This is a genomic window from Roseateles flavus, from assembly GCF_039872765.1.
Classification (GTDB): Bacteria; Pseudomonadota; Gammaproteobacteria; order Burkholderiales; family Burkholderiaceae_C; genus Roseateles_B; species Roseateles_B flavus.
On record NZ_JBDPZC010000007.1, the window covers coordinates 66,603 to 85,382 of the forward strand.

The following is an 18,780-nucleotide window of genomic DNA, read 5'->3' on the forward strand; positions in this document are numbered from 1 at the left end:
GCGTGGCCGTTGCCTGGAGCGGCGGCCGCGACTCCACCGCCCTCATGCATGCCACGGCGCGCTGCGCGCAGGCCCTGGCGCATGAGGGTTTTGCTTTGCGGGTGCTGGGCCTGCACGTGCACCATGGCCTGAGTCCGCATGCGGACGCCTGGCTGGCGCAGCTGCAGCGGCAGGTGATGGACTGGGCGGGGAAGGGCTTGCCGGTGGCGCTGCGCTGGCATCGGCTGGACGGAGCGCCGGCCCCGGGGGACAGCGTCGAGGCCTGGGCGCGTGAGGGCCGCCATGCCGCGCTGCAGGCCATGGCGCAGGAGGCGGGAGCCTCTCTGCTGCTGCTGGCGCATCACCGGTGCGACCAGGCGGAAACCTGGCTTCTGCAGGCGCTGCGGGGGGGCGGCCTCGCGGGCCAGGCCGCCATGCCCCGGCAGCAGGTGCGCGAGGGCCTGGTGTGGGCGCGTCCCTGGCTGGATCAGCCGCGGGAGCGCATCGAGCACTATGTGCAGGCCCTGAGCCTCGCCCATGTCGAGGACGAGAGCAATGCCGACCCCCGCTTTGCCCGCAACCGCCTGCGCCTGGAGCTGTGGCCCCTGCTGAACGCCGGCTTTCCCGGTGCCGAGGCCGCACTGGCCCAGTCAGCCCGCTGGGCGCAGGAGGCCGGGGACCTGCTCAACGAGATTGCCGGACAGGATCTGGAGACCTGGGCGCAGCCGCCTGCCGGGCTGGATCTCTCGGCCTGGGCGGCGCTGTCCCGCCCGCGGCTCAGCAATCTGCTGCGGCACTGGCTGCGCGAGCGCCTGGGGCGGCCGGCGCCGGCCAGCCTGGTGGAGCGGCTGCTCGGTGAAGCGCCGCAGGCGCCCGCCGGTGCGGCCTGGCCAGCCGGCAGCCGGGTGATCCAGAAGCACCGGGGAGCCTTGCTGGTCCTGCCGGCGCCGGTGCAGGAGGTGCCGCGGGCTGCTGCCTCCCGGATGGACCTCAGCCGGCCCGGTCTGCATGCCTGCCCGGCCTGGCGCGGGTGCTTCCAGGTCGATGTGGTGAATGAGCCTTCGTCAGAAGCCGTAAGTTCATCGCTATTGCGCAATGTGATCTTGCGTGCGCGCGAAGGCAGCGAGCAATTCCAGCGGGCGCGCGGCACGCCGCCGAGGTCCTTGAAGAAGTCCTGGCAGGCCGCGGGCGTGCCTGCGCTGGCGCGCGGCGGGCCCCTTGTTTTTCTGGATCTCCCTGGGAAAGCGGGGCAGGAGGCGCCGCTGCTGTGGGTACCGGCGCTGGGCCTGGACGCGCGTTTCGCGGGGCAGGGTGAAGGGCCCTGGCTGCGCCTGAGCTGGCGGCCGGACGCTCCCTGACGAGGGGCTGAAGCCCAGGCCGCTGGCCGGGCGGGGCTTCGTGCTTCGCCAAGGCCAACCGTAGAATCGCTCACTGCGACCGCGGCGCAAGAAACCCCCTCCAACTCCGCGCAATCTCACAACCATGGCATTGATCGTTCATAAGTACGGCGGCACCTCGATGGGCTCGACCGACCGTATTCGCAACGTGGCCAAGCGCGTCGCCAAGTGGGCGCGTGCAGGTCATCAGATGGTGGTGGTGCCCTCGGCGATGAGCGGCGAGACCAACCGCCTGCTGGGCCTGGCCAAGGAGCTCTCGCCCGCCAGCAGCAGCCCGGCGCTGATGCGCGAGCTGGACATGATCGCCGCCACCGGCGAGCAGGTCTCGGTGGGCCTGCTGGCCATCGCGCTGCAGGCGGAAGGCCTGGAGTCTGTCAGCTATACCGGCTGGCAGGTGCCCGTGGCCACGGACTCGTCCTATACCAAGGCCCGCATCGAGAGCATCGATGACAAGCGCGTGCGCGCCGACCTGGCCGCCGGCAAGGTGGTAGTCATCACCGGCTTCCAGGGCATCGACGAGCACAAGAACATCACCACCCTGGGCCGTGGTGGTTCCGACACCTCGGCCGTGGCCATCGCCGCCGCGATGAAGGCCGACGAGTGCCTGATCTACACGGACGTCGACGGCGTCTACACCACCGACCCGCGCGTGGTGCCCGAGGCGCGCCGCCTGAAGAGCATCAGCTTCGAGGAAATGCTCGAGATGGCTTCGCTGGGCTCCAAGGTGCTGCAGATCCGCTCCGTGGAATTCGCGGGCAAGTACCGCGTGCCGCTGCGCGTGCTGTCCAGCTTCACGCCCTGGGACATCGACATCAACGAGGAAGCCAAGTCCGGCACCCTGATCACTTTTGAAGAGGACGAAAACATGGAACAAGCCGTCGTGTCGGGCATTGCCTTCAACCGCGACGAGGCCAAGGTGACGCTGCTGGGCGTGCCTGACAAGCCTGGCATCGCCTTCCAGATCCTCGGTCCCGTGGCGGAAGCCAATATCGACATTGACGTCATCATCCAGAACGTCTCGCACGACGGGAAGACCGACTTCAGCTTCACCGTGCACCGCAACGACTACCAGCGCACCATGGAGCTGCTGGAGAAGACCGTGGCACCGGCCACCGGTGCGGCCAAGGTGCTGGGCGATCCGCGCATCTGCAAGGTCTCCATCGTGGGCATCGGCATGCGTTCCCACGTGGGCGTGGCGTCCAAGATGTTCCGCTCACTGAGCGAGGAAGGCATCAACATCCAGATGATCTCCACCAGCGAGATCAAGACCAGCGTCGTCATCGACGAGAAGTACATGGAGCTGGCCGTGCGCGCCCTGCACCGTGCCTTTGATCTGGACCAGGACGCCGCCTGAAAGCCCTCTGATAAAAAATCAGGAATTTGTAGCGGAGCCTGAAAAAGCACTGCTATACTGCGAGGCTCTGCTGGAGACGTGACCGAGTGGCCGAAGGTGCTCCCCTGCTAAGGGAGTATGTGGGCAAAACCTGCATCGAGGGTTCGAATCCCTCCGTCTCCGCCAGACAGTATTGAGAAACCCGCCCAAGCGTGCTTGTGGCGGGTTTTTTCATGGGCCGCTGCCTGTTCTGCCTGGGCCTGTCCCCGCAGTCATCGGTCATGGGCCCCGCGGCCTGAAGCCCTCGGTATGGCCTGCTTTCGGGCCTTTCATCCATCCGTGATGGCCCGAGCCGCGGCCGTTCAATTGCACATCAGAATGCACGTGGACCAACACGTGGGGAGCCTGCCGTCATGAATCCGCCTGTGAAGATCCGCAATGCCGAGGAGATTGCCAAGGCCCGCGAGGCTGCCGGCCTGGTGGCGCAGGTGCTGGCCATGATCGGCGAGCATGTGAAGCCGGGCGTCAGCACCGAGGACCTGGACCGGATCTGCCATGACTTCATCGTCAATGAGCTCCAGGTGATCCCGGCGAACGTGGGCTACCACGGCTTTCCCAAGACCATCTGCAGCTCGGTCAACGAGGTGGTCTGCCATGGCATCCCCACGCCGTCCAAGATCCTGAAGAACGGTGACATCGTCAATATCGACGTGGCCATCATCAAGGATGGCTGGTTCGGCGACAGCAGCCGCATGTTCTTCGCGGGCGAGCCCAAGCTCCATGCGCGCCGGCTCGTGAACACCTGCTACGAGGCCCTGTGCGCCGGCATCCGCCAGGTCAAGCCCGGCGCCACGCTGGGCGACATCGGCCATGCCATCCAGAGCATCGCCTTCCGCGATGGCTACAGCGTGGTGCGCGAGTACGGCGGCCACGGCATCGGCGACATCTACCACGACGCCCCTCACGTCAATCACTTCGGCCGCCCGGGCGAAGGCCTCAAGCTGCAGCCGGGGATGATCTTCACCATCGAGCCCATGATCAATGCCGGGCGCCGCGAGGTGAAGGAGATGAAGGACGGCTGGACCGTCGTCACCAAGGACCGCTCGCTCTCGGCGCAGTGGGAGCACATGGTGCTGGTCACCGAGACCGGTTTCGAGGTGCTGACGACCTGGCCGGACGGCCTGGGCCACTACCCGGCCATCGCCTGAGCTAGGCTCAAGTTCGCTTGAACTTCGCCGGAGCGCGACCGCGCCGCCGGGGCAGGCCTCAGTGAGGCCGGTGCCCCACCAGGCTCTGCGCCTGCTCCAGCGGCATCGGCCGGCCCAGGTGGTAGCCCTGCGCGCGGCCAATGCCCAGGCGGCGAATGGTCTCGAGCTCCGCCGTCGTCTCGACGCCCTCGGCCACGATGTGGCAGCCCGTTTCCGAGGCAAAGCCATGCATGGCCGCCGCCAGCGCGCGGCGCGAGCGATCGGAATCGATGCAGTGGGTGATGCTGTAGTCCATCTTCACGATGTTCGGATGCAGGTTCAGGATGTGCCTGAAGCTCGCATAGCCCGCGCCTGCATCGTCGATCGCCACACGCAGGCCTTGAGACTGCAGGGGCAGCATGACGGCGGCGATGTCCTCGTAGCGTTCGACCACCTGGTGTTCAGTGACCTCCACGACGATGCGCTCGAGCGGGTAGCCCTGCAGCACCGAGGCGAAATGCCCGTTGACGATGGTCTCGGGTGAGGTGTTCACCGTCACGTAGATGTCGGGCGGCAACTGCGTCAGTGCCTCCAGGGCCAGGCGGATAGCCTTGGTCTCCATCTCGACGGCCCGGCCCACATGCGCCGCCTCGGCAAACCAGACATCGGGCGAGCGCAGCGGCTGCAGCGAAAAGCGCGCCAGCGACTCGAAGCCGCCGACCCGCGCACTGCGCACATCGACGATGGGCTGGTAGACCATCTTCAGGCCATCGGCATTGCAGACGGCTTCGATCCTGTCCTCCACGAGGCGGCGGGCCTCCTGGGCGGCCAGGGCGTCCTGGATCTCCTCGGCGGCCATCTGCGCGAAGACCCGCATCATGTCCAGGTCCCTGCGCGTGAGGGTGTGGTCGGCCGAGCGGCTGAAGCAGCAGAAGGTGCCGTAGAGCTGCCCGTCCGCCAGCCGGATGGGAACGCTCAGGTGTGCGCCCACGGGCAGGGCCCGCGTCGCGGGCAGGCTCAGCGCCTCGGTGTTGAGACAGGCATCGGTGATCAGCTCAGGCAGGCGGCCGTCCACGACGCGCTGGCAATAGCTTTCTTCCAGCGGGTCGGAAGCGCCGGCCTTGACCGGCCCATCTGCCGCGTCGGCGTCCACATGCCTGAAGACACGGCGCCCGTCGATGAACTCCGAGATGAAGGCGACCTCCATGCCCAGGTGCCGACGAATGGCATGGAGGCCGCGCTCGAGCGGGGGCCGGGTGCCGTTCCTCGCTGGCGACCCCGATGAAGACGCCGACGGCGACACCGGTGACGACGAAGACTGCTGCACAAGGGCCAGGGCGGCCGAGGTGAGTACATCTTTCACTGCAACCTCCGAGAACTGCAGTTGCTCCGGCGCTCCGGAGACTTACGGGTGCCCGCTTCGCGGTGCTGTGGATGATGGTCTCACAAGACGTCTGCCTTGACCAGCATCGCCCCGCTGGCCGCTCAGGTGCGGGGCCAGGCGCCTGCTCGTTGTCCTTGCCAGGCCCTCCGGCGGCTGAGGTGCCCGTGCTGAGGTGCCCGTGCTAGTGTCCACAGGGAGCGGCACGCGGATGGGTGGGCCCGATGCCGGCATGACCTGCCGGGGGGACCTGCCGGAGAACCAGCGATGGGCTGTCTTCAGCAGGCGCTCAGCCAAGGACGGGTCGCCAGGCCTGGGCCAGCGTCTGCACAGCGCGCCGGGTGGCCGCCGGTGGGAGCGCGGCAAAGCCCAGGACCAGGCCCGCGCGTGCCGAGACCTCGGGCAGGCCGCCCACGTGCCGCATCGCGCCGACCTCCAGCTGCGCCGCGCTGGCGGCCTCGGTCAGGCGGCGTTCCAGCCCGGCTTCCGGCAGGGGCAGGTAGGCATGCAGGCCGGCCTCGGGCGCGGGCAAGGGCAGGCCCAGAGGCTCGATGTGCCGCGCCCAGGCGCCCAGCAGGGCGTCGCGTCGCTCCCGGGCCGCGCGCCGCATGCGGCGCACATGGCGCAGGAAATGGCCCTGGGCGATGAAGTCGGCCATGACCTGCTGGTCCATGCAGGCACTGTGGCGGTCCAGCACGGCCCGAAGCCGCGCCAGCGTCGGCAGCCAGCCGGGTGGCGCCACCAGGTAGCCCAGGCGCAGTCCCGGGAACATCAGCTTGGACAGGCTGCCCACGTAGAGCGTGCGGCCGGCGCTGTCCAGGCTGGACAGCGGGGCCAGGGGCAGGCCGACGTGGCGGTACTCGCTGTCGTAGTCGTCCTCGAGGATCCAGGCCTGCTGCCGGCGCGCCCAGGCCAGCAGGTCCATGCGGCGCTGCAGGCTCATGGCGACCCCGGTGGGGAACTGGTGCGACGGCGTCACGTAAAGCAGGCGGCAACGCGGTCCCAAGGCCTCCAGAGCGCCGGGCCGCAGGCCTTCGGCGTCCACCGGGACCGGGTGCACCTTGGTGGCGGCCAGGGCCAGGGCGGCGGCGGCGGAGCGGTAGCCGGGCGACTCCAGGGCGGCCTCGTCGCCCGGCCCCAGCAGGGCCATGGCGGCGAGGGTGATGCCTTGCTGCGCTCCGGCCGTGATCAGGATCTGCCCGGCATGGCAGGCCAGGCCGCGCGCGCTGCACAGGTAGTCGGCCAGCCACTCGCGCAGAGCGGGCAGGCCGGCTGGATCGCCATAGGCCAGCTCGCGCGTGTCATGGCGGCGCCAGGCCTGGGACTGCAGGCGGGACCACAGCGCGGCGGGGAACAGGTCCATGGCCGGGCTGCCCCACCGGAAGGCCCGCACCGGGCCGGCCGGCGTGCGCGAAGGCGTGAACGCCTGCAGGCCGAGCCAGCGCGGCGTCTGCGGCAGGGGGGCTGCCGATGGCGCAGCGGGCCCCGCGCCTGCCGGGCTCATCTGTGCCAGTGGCGGCGTCACATAGCTGCCGTCGCCGACGCGGCTCTTGATCAGCCCTTCGTCCAGCAGGTGTTCGTAGGCCCGCACCACCGTGTTGCGAGACAGGCCCAGCGCGCCCGCCAGCTCGCGCGTGGTGGGCATGCGCGCGCCGGCGGGAAGGCGGCCCTGCAGCATGCGCAGGCGCAGCTGTTCCACCAGCTGCCGGGTCAGCGACCCCGAGCCGTCCAGGCGGATGCCGGCGATGTCGAAGGGCAGGGCGGGGCTGGCAGCCTTGCCGTGGTGGTCAGTCATGGCATTGGTCTCATTGAATTGCACGGAATTGGATCTTTCATCGTACCAATTCTGCTTCTATGCTGAAGTCTCCCTGCTGCATGAACCGCCCATCACCGCATGTACACCCCCAAGCATTTCCTGCTCGACGATCCCGCACTGCAGCGCCAGCTGGTCGCGGAGCATCCTCTCGCCCTGCTGGTCGCCGCCAACGCGCAGGACCCCGCAGCGCCGCCACTGGCCCTTCACCTGCCCATGGTGTGGGTGGAGGAGGGGGGACAGTCGTGGCTGGAGGGGCATCTGGCCCGCGGCAATCCGCATCTGGCCAGCCTGGCTGAGGGGCAGGCGCTGCGGCTGGCCTTCACCGGTCCGGACGCCTATGTGTCACCCGCCCACTACGACAGCCCGCTCAACGTTCCGACCTGGAACTACCTGGCCCTGGAGGTCGAGGGCCGCTTGCAGTTCGTGGACGAGCCCATGGCCAAGGACCGCCTGCTCAAGCGCCTGATCCAGCCGCGCGATCCGGCCTACATCCCGCAGTGGCTGGGCCTGCCGGAGGATTTCCAGCAGCGGCTGCTCTCGGCCATCGTCGGGCTGCGGGTGGAGCTGACGTCCGTCCGGGCCAAGGCCAAGCTGAGCCAGAACCGGGCGGCCGGCGAGCGGCAGCGCCTGATCGAGCATTTCGACGCCGGCGCCTCGCCCGCCATGGCGCGCTGGATGCGCCAGCTGGGCCTCTGATCCGCACCGAATCAACCCCGACCACCCTGGATTCCCGCCATGACAAGACCTGACCCCCTGGACGTCCGTCCCGTCACCCTCACCGGCCGCCTGGTGCAGCTGGAGCCCCTGAGCCTCGACCATGTGGACGGCCTGTGCGAACAGGGCCTGGACCCGGCGCTGTGGCGCTGGATCCCCACCTGCGTCAGCACGCCGGCCGAGATGCAGGTCTATGTGGAGGCCGCGCTGGCGGACCAGGCGCGGGGTCAGGCCTTGCCTTTCGTGATCCGCGAGCGCAGCAGCGGCCGCATCGTGGGCAATACCCGCTTCGGCAACATTTCGGCCGCGGACCGCCGTCTGGAGATCGGCTGGACCTGGGTGGCCGCCAGCCATCAGCGCACGGGCGTCAACACCGAGGCCAAGACCCTGCTCCTCACCCATGCCTTCGAGACCCTCGGCGCGCATCGCGTGGAGCTCAAGACCGACGCGCTCAACGAGAAGTCCCGCAACGCCATCGCCCGCATCGGCGCGGTGCAGGAGGGCATCTTCCGCCGGCACATGGTCTGCGCCTCGGGGCGGGTGCGCGACACCGTCTACTTCTCCATCATCGACAGCGAATGGCCCGCCGTGAAGGCCAGGCTCGCCGCCATGGCCTGAAGGCTCCAGCCAGGGCGAGATGCCCCCGGCGGAGCGGCCAAGAAGCAGAAAGCCCGCATCGGCGGGCTTTCCTCTTGGGGATGGAACAGGCTTACATGCCCGCGTAGTTCGGCCCGCCGCCGCCTTCCGGCGTGATCCAGACGATGTTCTGCGTCGGATCCTTGATGTCGCAGGTCTTGCAGTGCACGCAGTTCTGGGCGTTGATCTGCAGGCGCTCGCTGTTGTCCTCGTTCTTCACGAACTCGTAGACGCCGGCCGGGCAGTAGCGGCTCTCCGGGCCGGCAAAGCGGGCGAGGTTCACCTTGACCGGCACCGAGTCGTCCTTGAGCGTCAGGTGCACCGGCTGGTCTTCGGCATGGTTGGTGTTGGAGATGAACACCGAGGAGAGGCGGTCGAAGGTCAGCTTGCCATCGGGCTTGGGGTACTCGATCTTGGCGCTTTCAGCGGCCGGGCGCAGGTAGACGTGGTCCGGCAGCTCGCGGTGGATGGTCCAGGGCGGGCTCTTGAAGCCCAGCTTGGGCAGCAGCCACTGCTCGATGCCCGTCATCAGGGTGCCGACGGTATTGCCCTTCTTGAACCACTGCTTGAAGTTGCGCGAGCGGTCCAGCTCTTCGTGCAGCCAGCTCTTCTCGAAGGCGGCGGGGTAGGCGCTCAGCTCGTCGTGCTGGCGGCCTGCGGCGATGGCCTCGAAGGCGGCCTCGGCGGCCATCATGCCGGTCTTGATCGCGGCGTGGCTGCCCTTGATGCGGGCGGCGTTGAGATAGCCGGCATCGCAGCCGACCAGCGCACCGCCGGGGAAGACCTGCTTCGGCAGGGACAGCAACCCGCCTGCCGTGATGGCTCGGGCGCCGTAGCCGATGCGCTTGCCGCCCTCGATGTGCTTGCGGATGCTGGGGTGCGTCTTCCAGCGCTGCATTTCCTCGAAGGGCGAGAGCCAGGGGTTCTTGTAGTCCAGGCCGACCACATAGCCCAGCGTGACCTTGTTGCCTTCCAGGTGGTAGAGGAAGCCACCGCCGTAGGTCTCGTGGTCGGCCGGCCAGCCGGCGGTGTGCACCACCAGGCCCGGCTTGGCCTGGCCTTCCGGCACTTCCCACAGCTCCTTGATGCCGATGGCATAGGACTGCGGATCCTTGCCGGCGTCCAGCTTGAACTTGGCGATCAGCTGCTTGCCCAGGTGGCCGCGGGCACCCTCGGCAAAGATGGTGTACTTGCCCAGCAGCTCCATGCCCAGCTGGAACCCGTCGTGCGGCTCGCCATTGCGGCCCACGCCCACATTGCCGGTGGCCACGCCGCGCACGCTGCCATCGTCACCGTAGACGATCTCGGCGGCGGCGAAGCCGGGGAAGATCTCCACGCCCAGGGCCTCGGCCTGCTCGCCCAGCCACTTGGTGACCGCGCCGAGCGCGACCACGTAGTTGCCGTGGTTGTGGAAGCACTCGGGGATGAGCCACTGCGGCGTGTCGCGCGCACCGTCCTTGGACAGGAACAGCACCTCGTCGGCCGACACCGGCTGGTTCAGCGGCGCGCCCAGTTCCTTCCAGTTCGGGAAGAGCTCGGTGATGGCGCGCGGGTCCATCACGGCGCCCGAGAGGATGTGCGCGCCGGGCTCCGAGCCCTTCTCCAGCACAACCACGGAAAGCTCCTGGCCCTTGGCGTTGGCCAGCTGCTTCAGACGGATCGCGGTGGACAGGCCGGCCGGGCCGCCGCCCACCACGACCACGTCGTATTCCATGTTCTCGCGCGGGCCGAACTGGGCCAGAAGTTCTTCGCTGGTCATCGGGTGTCCTTCAGGATTTGTAATGGGCTTTGCCGTCCTCGGGCTCGCCCCGTTTCGGCACAATTGCGGCGCATTCTACTGGGGTGCCCTGAAAATAGAACGATCGTGCTATTTTTGTGGCGCCAGACCCTAGAGACGCCGCTCTAGCCGGGTGTTGTCCCCGATGTTGTCGTGCAGGGCAGGCCGTACGTCTGCCTCCCTGGCAATGCAGGCGCCATGGGGCCGTCGCCAGGGCTTAACATCCCCCGGACATTGCATGAAGGACGCAAGCCATGAGCTACAGCATTGATCTGGAAGGGCGCGTGGCCCTGGTGACGGGGGCCAGCAGCGGCCTGGGGGCGCAGTTCGCGCGCACGCTGGCCCGGGCCGGTGCGGGCGTGGTGCTGGCCGGGCGCCGCATCGAGCGCCTCAAGGACCTGCGGGCCGAGATCGAGGGCGCGGGCGGTGACGCCCACGTCGTGGCGCTGGACGTCACCGACCTCGACTCCATCAAGGCCGCCGTCGCCCATGCCGAGACCGAAATGGGCACCATCGACATCCTGGTCAACAACTCCGGCGTGAGCACCACGCAGAAGCTCACCGATGTCACCGTCAACGACTACGACTTCGTGATGGACACCAATGTGCGCGGCGCCTTCTTCGTCGCGCAGGAGGTGGGCAAGCGCATGCTGGCGCGGGCCCGCGGCGCGGCGCCGGGCACCTTCACCGGCGGGCGCATCGTCAACATTGCCTCCATGGCCGGCCTGCGCGTGCTGAGCCAGATCGGCGTCTACTCCATGAGCAAGGCCGCCGTCATCCACATGACCCGTGCCATGGCGCTGGAGTGGGGCAAGTTCGGCATCAACGTCAACGCCATCTGCCCCGGCTACATCGACACCGAGATCAACCACCACCACTGGAGCACCGAGCAGGGCAAGAAACTCATTGAGCTGCTGCCGCGCAAGCGCGTGGGTCAACCCCAGGACCTGGACACCACCCTGCTGATGCTGTGCGCCAACGAGAGCCATTTCATCAACGGTGCCGTGATCCAGGCGGACGACGGTTTCGGGGTCTGATCGATGAGCTTGCGTGACCTGAGCGCCGCCGAGGCGCGTGTGCTGGCCGTGCTGGTGGAGAAGCTGCACACCGTGCCGGACAGCTATCCCCTGTCCCTCAACGCCCTGACCCAGGGCTGCAACCAGAAGACCGCTCGCGAGCCGGTCATGAACCTCAGCGAGGCCGAGGTGCTGGAGGCCTTGAACGAGCTCAAGGGCATGAGCCTGGTGCAGGAGGTGAGCGGCAGCCGCGTCGTGCGCTTCGAGCACAACCTGCGGCGCGTCTACGGCGTGCCCGGGCAGGCCGAGGCCCTGCTGACCGTGCTGATGCTGCGTGGTCCGCAGACCGCCGCCGAGCTGCGCCTCAATTGCGAGCGCCTGCACCGCTTCGCCGACATCTCCTCCGTCGAAGGCTTTCTGGACGAGCTGGCCGAGCGTCAGCCCCCGTTGGCCGTCAAGCTGCCGCGGGCGCCTGGCGCGCGCGAGCAGCGCTGGGCGCATCTGCTGGCCGGCCCGGTGGCCATGGACGCAGCACCCGCCGGCAGCGGCGGCGAGGCACCACGGCGCGACGAGGAGCTGCAGGCCCTGCGCGCCGAGGTCGACCTGCTCAAATCGCAGGTGGCGCGCCTCATGGCGGAGCTGGGTCTGGCTTGAGGGGTCAGGTCTTGCCCCGGTCCCGCTGCCTGGACCGGCGCAGGCCTGCCGCCCTGCTTTCCGGTGATGACCTGGCCCTGGCGGCCACGGGCTGGACGGCGGTTCCAGGCAGTCCCCGAATGCCTGCATGCCTGCGACGCCCTGCGCCCCGCCGATGCGGGCCCCGGGCTCGGCATGCGCTGTCGTGCCAGGGTAAGCCGCTGTCGCCCAATGTGTCTCGTGCTTGGGATCCGGGCGCAAGAATCAAGGCAGATTCATCAAGGCAAGTTCTGCCGCGAGGCCGGCGAGGCTCCTTGCGGCAGCCCATCCACCGTCTGGCGAGCGCAAGCCATGCACAGTCGAATGCACGCATCGCGGGACGAGCGTGCGGGCCTGCCGGCCCGCCCCTGGGTTGCCTATGCCTTGCTGCTGGCCCTGATGCTGCTGAACCACATGGATCGGCAGCTGGTCGTTGCCCTGTTCCCGCAGCTAGCCGGGCTATGGGCGCTGAGCGATGCGCAGCTGGCCTTGCTGACTTCCATCGTCCCGACCCTGGTGGCCCTTTTCACGGTGCCCATGGCCCTGCTGGGCGACCGGTGGGGCAGGGCGCGCACCGTCGCGACGATGGCAGCCGTCTGGAGCCTGGCCAGCGTGCTGGCCATGGGGGCCGGCAGCTATGGCCAGCTGCTGGGCGCGCGCATGCTGCTGGGCCTGGGCGAGGCGGGCTTCAGCGCCCTGGGCGCGGCGTTGATCGCCGGCTGGTTCGCCCCGGCTCTGCATGGTGTCCTGGTGGGAGGCTTTCTCGCGTTGGCGCCCCTGGGGGCCGCGGCGGGGCTGTCGCTGGGCGCCAGCCTGGCAAGCCAGCTGGGGAAGCGCTACCGGGTCGACAACCTCATCGTGATGAGCGCACGCGATCCGCGCCTGCTGGAAACCGTGGAAAGCATGGATGCGACGGACTTTGTGCCCCGCCTGCTGGGCACCCTGCCCAAGCCCGTCACCCTGGCCGGCCTGCAGCGCCTGCTGGAGCGTGCCAAGGGCCGGCCCGTCGACAGGTCTGCCGCCGGCCCCACGCCCGCGGCCTGCCTGGAGGACATCCGGGCCGCGCTGGACAGCGGGCAGTTCGTGCCCTATTTCCAGCCCAAGGTGAGCCTGGCCACGGGCCAGATCAAGGGCGTCGAGGCCCTGGCCCGCTGGCTCCATCCCGAGCGCGGCCTGCTGGGTCCCCAGCATTTCATCGCCCGCATCGAGGGCAGCCCGCTGATGGCGCGCTTCACGCTGGCCATGGTGGAGCAGTCGCTGAAGCAGCTGGTGCCGTGGTTGCGCTCCATGCCCTCCCTGACCCTGTCGGTCAACCTGTCCGCCGACGACCTGGCGGACCAGGGCTTCATCGAGCGCCTCACCGAGCTGGTGAACCGGCACGGCGTGGCGCCGTCCTCGCTCACCTGGGAGGTCACCGAGACCATGGTGATGCGCAGCGCCGCCATGCTGAGCCTGGCGCGCCTGGGCCTCAAGGGATACGGCCTGTCCATGGACGACTATGGCATCGGCTACTCCAGCATGCAGACCCTCTCGCGCAGCCCCTTCACCGAGCTGAAGATCGACCGCGTCTTCGTGGACGGCGCCAGTGAGCGCGCCAACCGCCGGGCCATCCTCAACAGCTCCCTGGACATGGGGCGCCGCCTGGGCGTGGCCACGGTGGGCGAGGGCGTCGAGACCGAGGCCGACTGGCACCTGCTGCGCGAGCTGGGCTGCGACACGGCCCAGGGCTATCTCATCGCCAAGCCCATGCCGGGCGAAGCGCTGCTGGGCTGGGTCCGCAGCAGCCGTGCGCGGCTGAAGGCCCTGGTGGCGGGGCCGGGCGCCGCCTGATCGCCAGGCCGGCCACAGCGCCCGCGCTGCTACAGTGCCCGCATGCATGCCGCCCTCACCACCGCCTCCCCGCAGGACTGGGTGCGCCAGGCCGTCGCCCGCATCGAGGCCGACTTCCAGCGCTCCGCCGACACCCACCTGATCGCCCTGTCGCTGCCGGGCTTCGCGGGCATCGACCTGTACCTCAAGGACGAGTCCAGCCACCCCACCGGCAGCCTCAAGCACCGCCTGGCGCGCTCGCTGTTCCTGTACGCGCTGTGCAATGGCTGGCTGCATGAGGGCAGCACGGTGGTGGAGTCCTCCAGCGGCTCCACGGCGGTGTCCGAGGCCTACTTCGCGCGCCTGCTGGGCCTGCCCTTCGTTGCGGTGATGCCGGCCACGGTGTCCACCGAGAAGATCCGCGCCATCGAGTTCCAGGGCGGCCGCTGCCACCTGGTGCAGGACCCGACGCAGATCTATGTGGAGTCCCAGCGCCTCGCACGCGAGCTGGACGGCCACTACATGGACCAGTTCACCTACGCCGAGCGGGCCACCGACTGGCGCAGCAACAACAACATCGCCGAATCCATCTTCGAGCAGATGAAGAAGGAGGCCCACCCGGTGCCGCGCTGGATCGTCTGCTCCGCGGGCACGGGCGGCACGCTGGCCACCATGGGGCGCTTCGTGCGCTACTCGCGGCACGCCACCCTGGTCTGCGGGGCCGATGCCGAGCGTTCGGTCTTCTACGAGCACTACCTCAGCCGCGACCCGGCGCTGCGCATCGAGCAGGGCTCGCGCATCGAGGGCATCGGGCGTCCGCGCGTGGAGGCCAGCTTCCTGCCCTCGGTCATCGATGCCATGGTGAAGCTCCCCGACGTCTGGTCCCTGGCGGCCACGCTGGCCCTCAGCGAGCACCTGGGCCGCCCCGTGGGCCCCTCGACCGGCACCAACCTCCTCGCGGCCCTGGCCTGCGCGCAGCAGATGCTTGAGCGCGGCGAGCAGGGCTCGGTCGTGACGCTGCTGTGCGACAGCGGCGAACGCTACCGTCACAGCTACCACGACGCCAGCTGGCGCCAGGCCCAGGGCCTGGCCTGCGAGGCCGAGGCGCAGGCCATGACGCGCCTGCTGCTGCAGGGGCAGTGGCCCCAGGCCCTGCTGGAGGGCTGGGGGCTGGCCGGGGCGTTGTCGCGGCCCTGAACCGGCCCTGAACCGGCCCGCCGGCGAGGGGCGTGAACCGCCCCCGTGTCAACTCACAGATCCTTGGCCACCGTGCCGAACTTCTGCAGCATGAAGTTCCAGAAGGGCTGCACGCAGTCCAGGTGGCCTGAGGGCTGGGCCGGGCAGTCGGTCAGGCTCACGAAGCTGCCGGCGCCGCGCTGCTGCATGGCGGTCAGCGTGTCGGTGGAGGCGCGGTAGCTCACGGTGGCGTCCTGGCGGCCGTGATAGAGCCACAGCGGCAGGGCGGGCTTCCAGTCGTAGACATTGCTGCGGGCCTCGATGCCGGCCACATCATCCATGAGGTAGAGGTCCAGGAAGGTCGGGTCGAAGGTCACGTCGGCATCATCACCCACGGCCTTGCTCAGCAGCAGCTCGCGGACCTTGCGGCGGTCGCCGTCGCCCAGCAGCTTGAGGAAGCCGGGGTTGAGCAGCAGGCCCAGCACCTTGTTCTCGTCCTTGACCTTGGCCAGCAGATCGTCGAGCACACGGTCCACCTCGTAGGGGCCGGCGCCGGCCACGGTCATCTGCAGCTGGGCCTTGTGCACGCTGCTGCCGTTCTGCAAGGCCCGGTAGGCCGCCACGCTGGCATAACCGCCTTCGGAGTAGCCGCCCAGGAAGAGCTGCTGGTTGTCCTTGATGCCCTGGGTGTAGCGCCAGTAGCGGGCGGCCGTGAGCAGGTCGTTCACCACCGCGGCCGTGGGCGCGGACTGCAGGTAGGGGTGGGGGCGGCCCTTGCTGGCGCCATAGCCCACGTAGTCGGCGGCCAGCACCACATAGCCGGCGGAGGCCATCACCACGGCGGCTTCGTCGGCCGTGGCGTGGTTGCTGGGTGCTTCGGCATCCTTGATGGTGGTGCCGTGCTGGTAGCTCAGCACCGGGCTGCGGCTGCCCGCGGGCTTGACGGGCACGCAGACCAGGGCCGAAGCCTCCACGCTGGCGCCGCTGCCGTCCACGGTCAGGTAGGTCAGGCGCCAGGTCTGCACGGCATAGCGTGGCACCAGACTGGGCGCGTTGGGGCCGGCGGCGGTGATGGCCGCCTGGATGTCGTGGCTGCTGATCAGCTGGAGGGCCTTGGCGGACTTCAGCTCGCCGGGGCCGCTCACCGGCAGGACCGGCGGCTCGGGCTGCACAGGCGGCTCCGGGGGCTTTTCGGGGCTCGTGCCACCACCACCGCCACTGCCGCCGCAGGCCGACAGCAGCAGGGCCGCGGCGAGGGCCAGGCTGGCCACCGCCCGGGCGTGGCCAGCGAGCCGCTCGGGCGGCGGGGTCAGGTCTTGTCTTCGAATCATGGGGCGCTCCCTGTGTTTTTGGAGCGATTGTCCCGTGCTCCGGCCTCCTGCAGCGCAGCGCCCGAGCGGTCCGGGCGGAAGCCGCCCGCTTCCATGGTTGGTGTGTATCAAAAATACATAATTTGATGACGGAAATGTCGCGAGCTTTTCCCAATCTGAGGCAGGCTTGTTGAAGTTTCAGGCAGGTTTCTAGGCGTTGTCCTGGTGTTCGTACGGATTTGCTGCCGTGATGATGTAGCAATACTACGAAAGCAATCCCGGCGCCCACAGGGCGATCGGGGGCGTGAGGGATCCCTCATCCAACGCAAGGACGGGCCGGCACAGGCCCGACACAGGAGACAAGAGACATGCTGACCCCCAATGCCGGCCGCCTGCGGCCCGGGCTCCGCCTGAGCCTGTTCACCGTGGCCGCGCTGACGGCCCTCGCCGCCGCTGCCAGCCCGGACACCCACGTGTCCAACAAGCAGAGCTTTGCCACCGACGTGGTCTACCAGATCGTCACCGACCGCTTCAAGGATGGTGACGCCGCCAACAACCCCGCGGGCGCGGCCTTCAGTGCCGGCTGCACCCAGCTCAAGCTCTACTGCGGCGGTGACTGGAAGGGCATCACCCAGAAGATCAGCGACGGCTACCTCACCGGCATGGGCATCACCGCCCTGTGGATCTCACAGCCGGTGGAGAACATCAGCGCCGTCATCAACTACTCGGGCACCAACAGCACGTCCTATCACGGCTACTGGGCGCGCGACTTCAAGAGGGCCAACACCGCCTTTGGCTCCATCGCCGACTTCCAGGCGCTGATCACCGCCGCGCACAACGCCGGCATCAAGGTGATCATCGACTTCGCGCCCAACCACAGCTCGCCCGCCGACCCGGCCAACAGCGCCTTCGCCGAGAACGGCCGGCTCTACGACAACGGCACGCTGCTGGCCAGCTACAGCAGCGACCCCAACGGCCTCTTCCACCACAACGGCGGCACGAACTTCTCCTCGCTGGAGGACGGCATCTACCGCAACCTCTTCGACCTGGCCGACCTCAACCACAACAAGGCCACGGTGGACGCCTACTTCAAGTCCGCCATCCAGGGCTGGCTGGACCTGGGCGTGGACGGCCTGCGGGTCGACGCCGTCAAGCACATGCCCATGGGCTGGCAGAAGAACTGGATGGCCCACATCCACGGCTACAAGCCCGTCTTCACCTTCGGCGAGTGGTTCCTGGGCGTCAACGAGGTGGACCCCGCCAACCACGCCTTCGCCAACGGCAGCGGCATGAGCCTGCTGGACTTCCAGTACGCCCAGCGCGTGCGCCAGGTGCTGCGCGACGGCAGCAAGACCATGCAGGACCTGCACCAGACCATCGTCGACACCGCGGGCCAGTACGGCCAGGTGATCGACCAGGTCACCTTCGTGGACAACCACGACATGGACCGCTTCCATCAGGCCGGCGCTCCGCAGCGCCGGCTGGAGCAGGCCCTGGCCATCACCCTCACCTCGCGCGGCGTGCCGGCCATCTACTACGGCAGCGAGCAGTACATGGCGGGCAATGGGGACCCGAACAACCGCGCGATGATGAGCGGTTTCGGCACCGGCACCACCGCCTATCAGCTGATCAAGAAGCTGGCCGCGCTGCGCAAGAGCAATGCCGCCCTGGCCTACGGCACGCAGCAGGAGCGCTGGCTGAGCCCGGACGTCTACCTCTACGAGCGCAAGTTCGGTTCGCAGGTGGTGCTGGTGGCTGTGAACCGCAGCGCCACGAGCGCCACCACCATCAGCGGCCTCGTGACGGCGCTGCCGGCGGGCAGCTACACCGACGTGCTCGGCGGCCTGCTGGGCGGCGGCTCCCTGAGCGTGGGCAGCAGCGGTGCGGTCCCCAACTTCGTGCTGGGTGCCGGCGCCGTGGCCGTGTGGCAGGCCGCACCCGCCATCAGCACACCGACGCTGGGTCATGTGGGCCCCATGATGGGCAAGCCGGGCAATGTGCTGACGATCGACGGCCGCGGCTTCGGCGCGACCAAGGGCTCGGTCTTCTTCGGCAGCACGGCGGTGACCGGCGCGAGCATCCTCAGCTGGGAAGACACGCAGATCAAGGTCAGCGTGCCTGCCATCGCCGCGGGGCGCTACGCCGTCAAGGTGCGCAACGCCAGCGCCGTGGACAGCAATGCCTATGCCGGCTACCAGCTCCTGAGCGGCCCGCAGGTCACGGTGCGATTCATCGTCACCAATGCCACGACGGCGCTGGGCGAGAACGTCTACCTGACCGGCGACCGCTTCGAGCTCAGCAACTGGAGCAGCAGCACGCCGGTGGGGCCGGCCTTCAACCAGGTCGTCACCAGCTACCCGAACTGGTACTACGACGTCAGCGTGCCGGCCAGCACCACGCTGCAGTTCAAGTTCATCAAAAAGAACGGCAGCGCGGTCACCTGGGAAGGCGGCGCCAATCACACCTTCACCACACCGGCCAGCGGCACGGCGACGGTGACGGTGAACTGGCAGCCCTGAACGGCGTCCGGCGGCGTCCGCCCGGCCTGAAGAAAGCCGCCCCGCGTGTCCGGCAGGA

Annotated in this window: 14 protein-coding genes and 1 tRNA gene; 11 read left to right on the forward strand and 4 right to left on the reverse strand. The window is 68.7% G+C overall.

Annotation, left to right across the window (positions count from 1 at the left end):
- Nucleotides 1-2 precede the first annotated feature (2 nt).
- The 4 genes from tilS (at nucleotide 3) to map (ending at nucleotide 3,917) form a co-directional block, all read left to right on the forward strand.
- On the forward strand, nucleotides 3-1,337 hold the full coding sequence (gene tilS, locus ABDJ40_RS15385; protein ID WP_347611216.1) for a tRNA lysidine(34) synthetase TilS: 1,335 nt from the start codon (nucleotides 3-5) through the stop codon (nucleotides 1,335-1,337).
- Nucleotides 1,338-1,461: 124 nt separating this feature from the next.
- Complete coding sequence (locus ABDJ40_RS15390; RefSeq protein WP_269633320.1) at nucleotides 1,462-2,730, forward strand: aspartate kinase; 1,269 nt, start codon at nucleotides 1,462-1,464, stop codon at nucleotides 2,728-2,730.
- Nucleotides 2,731-2,802: 72 nt separating this feature from the next.
- Nucleotides 2,803-2,895: transfer RNA gene (locus tag ABDJ40_RS15395), tRNA-Ser, on the forward strand.
- 227 nt (nucleotides 2,896-3,122) lie between these two features.
- Complete coding sequence (map, locus tag ABDJ40_RS15400) at nucleotides 3,123-3,917, forward strand: type I methionyl aminopeptidase (protein ID WP_347611219.1); 795 nt, start codon at nucleotides 3,123-3,125, stop codon at nucleotides 3,915-3,917.
- A 58-nt stretch (nucleotides 3,918-3,975) separates the two neighbouring features.
- On the opposite strand, the gene ABDJ40_RS15405 is transcribed toward map, so the two are convergent.
- Nucleotides 3,976-5,259, reverse strand: coding sequence for a sensor domain-containing phosphodiesterase (locus ABDJ40_RS15405; RefSeq protein ID WP_347611221.1), 1,284 nt, complete (start codon nucleotides 5,257-5,259; stop codon nucleotides 3,976-3,978).
- A gap of 307 nt (nucleotides 5,260-5,566) precedes the next feature.
- Nucleotides 5,567-7,072: a MocR-like pyridoxine biosynthesis transcription factor PdxR gene (gene pdxR, locus ABDJ40_RS15410; RefSeq protein ID WP_347611223.1), complete on the reverse strand. Its 1,506-nt coding sequence runs from the start codon at nucleotides 7,070-7,072 to the stop codon at nucleotides 5,567-5,569.
- Between the two features lie 99 nt (nucleotides 7,073-7,171).
- Between pdxR and ABDJ40_RS15415 the strand changes: the two genes are divergently transcribed.
- On the forward strand, nucleotides 7,172-7,789 hold the full coding sequence (locus ABDJ40_RS15415) for an FMN-binding negative transcriptional regulator (RefSeq protein ID WP_347611225.1): 618 nt from the start codon (nucleotides 7,172-7,174) through the stop codon (nucleotides 7,787-7,789).
- Nucleotides 7,790-7,828: 39 nt separating this feature from the next.
- Nucleotides 7,829-8,425 (forward strand): GNAT family N-acetyltransferase, encoded by a 597-nt coding sequence (locus tag ABDJ40_RS15420; protein WP_347611227.1) that lies wholly within the window; start codon nucleotides 7,829-7,831, stop codon nucleotides 8,423-8,425.
- Nucleotides 8,426-8,516: 91 nt separating this feature from the next.
- Here the strand turns inward: ABDJ40_RS15420 and ABDJ40_RS15425 are convergent, their stop codons facing one another.
- A complete protein-coding gene (locus ABDJ40_RS15425; RefSeq protein ID WP_347611228.1) occupies nucleotides 8,517-10,202 on the reverse strand; it encodes an FAD-dependent oxidoreductase in 1,686 nt (561 codons plus the stop codon).
- A gap of 272 nt (nucleotides 10,203-10,474) precedes the next feature.
- Here ABDJ40_RS15425 and ABDJ40_RS15430 point away from each other — a divergent pair, with 272 nt between their 5' ends.
- The 4 genes from ABDJ40_RS15430 (at nucleotide 10,475) to ABDJ40_RS15445 (ending at nucleotide 14,914) form a co-directional block, all read left to right on the forward strand.
- Nucleotides 10,475-11,257 carry an SDR family oxidoreductase gene (locus ABDJ40_RS15430; RefSeq protein WP_347611229.1) on the forward strand — a complete coding sequence of 261 codons (783 nt, stop codon included), beginning with the start codon at nucleotides 10,475-10,477 and terminating at the stop codon, nucleotides 11,255-11,257.
- 3 nt (nucleotides 11,258-11,260) lie between these two features.
- Nucleotides 11,261-11,890 carry a YceH family protein gene (locus ABDJ40_RS15435; protein WP_347611230.1) on the forward strand — a complete coding sequence of 210 codons (630 nt, stop codon included), beginning with the start codon at nucleotides 11,261-11,263 and terminating at the stop codon, nucleotides 11,888-11,890.
- 342 nt (nucleotides 11,891-12,232) lie between these two features.
- Nucleotides 12,233-13,738: an MFS transporter gene (locus ABDJ40_RS15440; RefSeq protein WP_347611231.1), complete on the forward strand. Its 1,506-nt coding sequence runs from the start codon at nucleotides 12,233-12,235 to the stop codon at nucleotides 13,736-13,738.
- A gap of 42 nt (nucleotides 13,739-13,780) precedes the next feature.
- Nucleotides 13,781-14,914: a PLP-dependent cysteine synthase family protein gene (locus tag ABDJ40_RS15445; RefSeq protein WP_347611232.1), complete on the forward strand. Its 1,134-nt coding sequence runs from the start codon at nucleotides 13,781-13,783 to the stop codon at nucleotides 14,912-14,914.
- Between the two features lie 53 nt (nucleotides 14,915-14,967).
- Here the strand turns inward: ABDJ40_RS15445 and ABDJ40_RS15450 are convergent, their stop codons facing one another.
- Nucleotides 14,968-16,224: a prolyl oligopeptidase family serine peptidase gene (locus ABDJ40_RS15450; RefSeq protein ID WP_347611233.1), complete on the reverse strand. Its 1,257-nt coding sequence runs from the start codon at nucleotides 16,222-16,224 to the stop codon at nucleotides 14,968-14,970.
- Nucleotides 16,225-16,571: 347 nt separating this feature from the next.
- On the opposite strand from ABDJ40_RS15450, the gene ABDJ40_RS15455 reads away from it, so the two are divergent.
- Entirely contained in the window at nucleotides 16,572-18,722 is a 2,151-nt protein-coding gene (locus tag ABDJ40_RS15455; RefSeq protein ID WP_347611234.1) for an alpha-amylase family glycosyl hydrolase, read from the forward strand.
- Nucleotides 18,723-18,780 lie beyond the last annotated feature (58 nt).

What these genes read in the sequence shown, in the direction of transcription:
- ABDJ40_RS15390 (WP_269633320.1), top strand. Translation starts at nt 1,462, where the DNA reads ATGGCATTGATCGTTCATAAGTACGGCGGCACCTCGATGGGCTCGACC.
- map (WP_347611219.1), top strand. Translation starts at nt 3,123, where the DNA reads ATGAATCCGCCTGTGAAGATCCGCAATGCCGAGGAGATTGCCAAGGCC.
- pdxR (WP_347611223.1), bottom strand. Translation starts at nt 7,072, where the DNA reads ATGACTGACCACCACGGCAAGGCTGCCAGCCCCGCCCTGCCCTTCGAC.
- ABDJ40_RS15415 (WP_347611225.1), top strand. Translation starts at nt 7,172, where the DNA reads ATGTACACCCCCAAGCATTTCCTGCTCGACGATCCCGCACTGCAGCGC.
- ABDJ40_RS15420 (WP_347611227.1), top strand. Translation starts at nt 7,829, where the DNA reads ATGACAAGACCTGACCCCCTGGACGTCCGTCCCGTCACCCTCACCGGC.
- ABDJ40_RS15425 (WP_347611228.1), bottom strand. Translation starts at nt 10,202, where the DNA reads ATGACCAGCGAAGAACTTCTGGCCCAGTTCGGCCCGCGCGAGAACATG.
- ABDJ40_RS15430 (WP_347611229.1), top strand. Translation starts at nt 10,475, where the DNA reads ATGAGCTACAGCATTGATCTGGAAGGGCGCGTGGCCCTGGTGACGGGG.
- ABDJ40_RS15435 (WP_347611230.1), top strand. Translation starts at nt 11,261, where the DNA reads ATGAGCTTGCGTGACCTGAGCGCCGCCGAGGCGCGTGTGCTGGCCGTG.
- ABDJ40_RS15440 (WP_347611231.1), top strand. Translation starts at nt 12,233, where the DNA reads ATGCACGCATCGCGGGACGAGCGTGCGGGCCTGCCGGCCCGCCCCTGG.
- ABDJ40_RS15445 (WP_347611232.1), top strand. Translation starts at nt 13,781, where the DNA reads ATGCATGCCGCCCTCACCACCGCCTCCCCGCAGGACTGGGTGCGCCAG.
- ABDJ40_RS15450 (WP_347611233.1), bottom strand. Translation starts at nt 16,224, where the DNA reads ATGATTCGAAGACAAGACCTGACCCCGCCGCCCGAGCGGCTCGCTGGC.
- ABDJ40_RS15455 (WP_347611234.1), top strand. Translation starts at nt 16,572, where the DNA reads ATGCTGACCCCCAATGCCGGCCGCCTGCGGCCCGGGCTCCGCCTGAGC.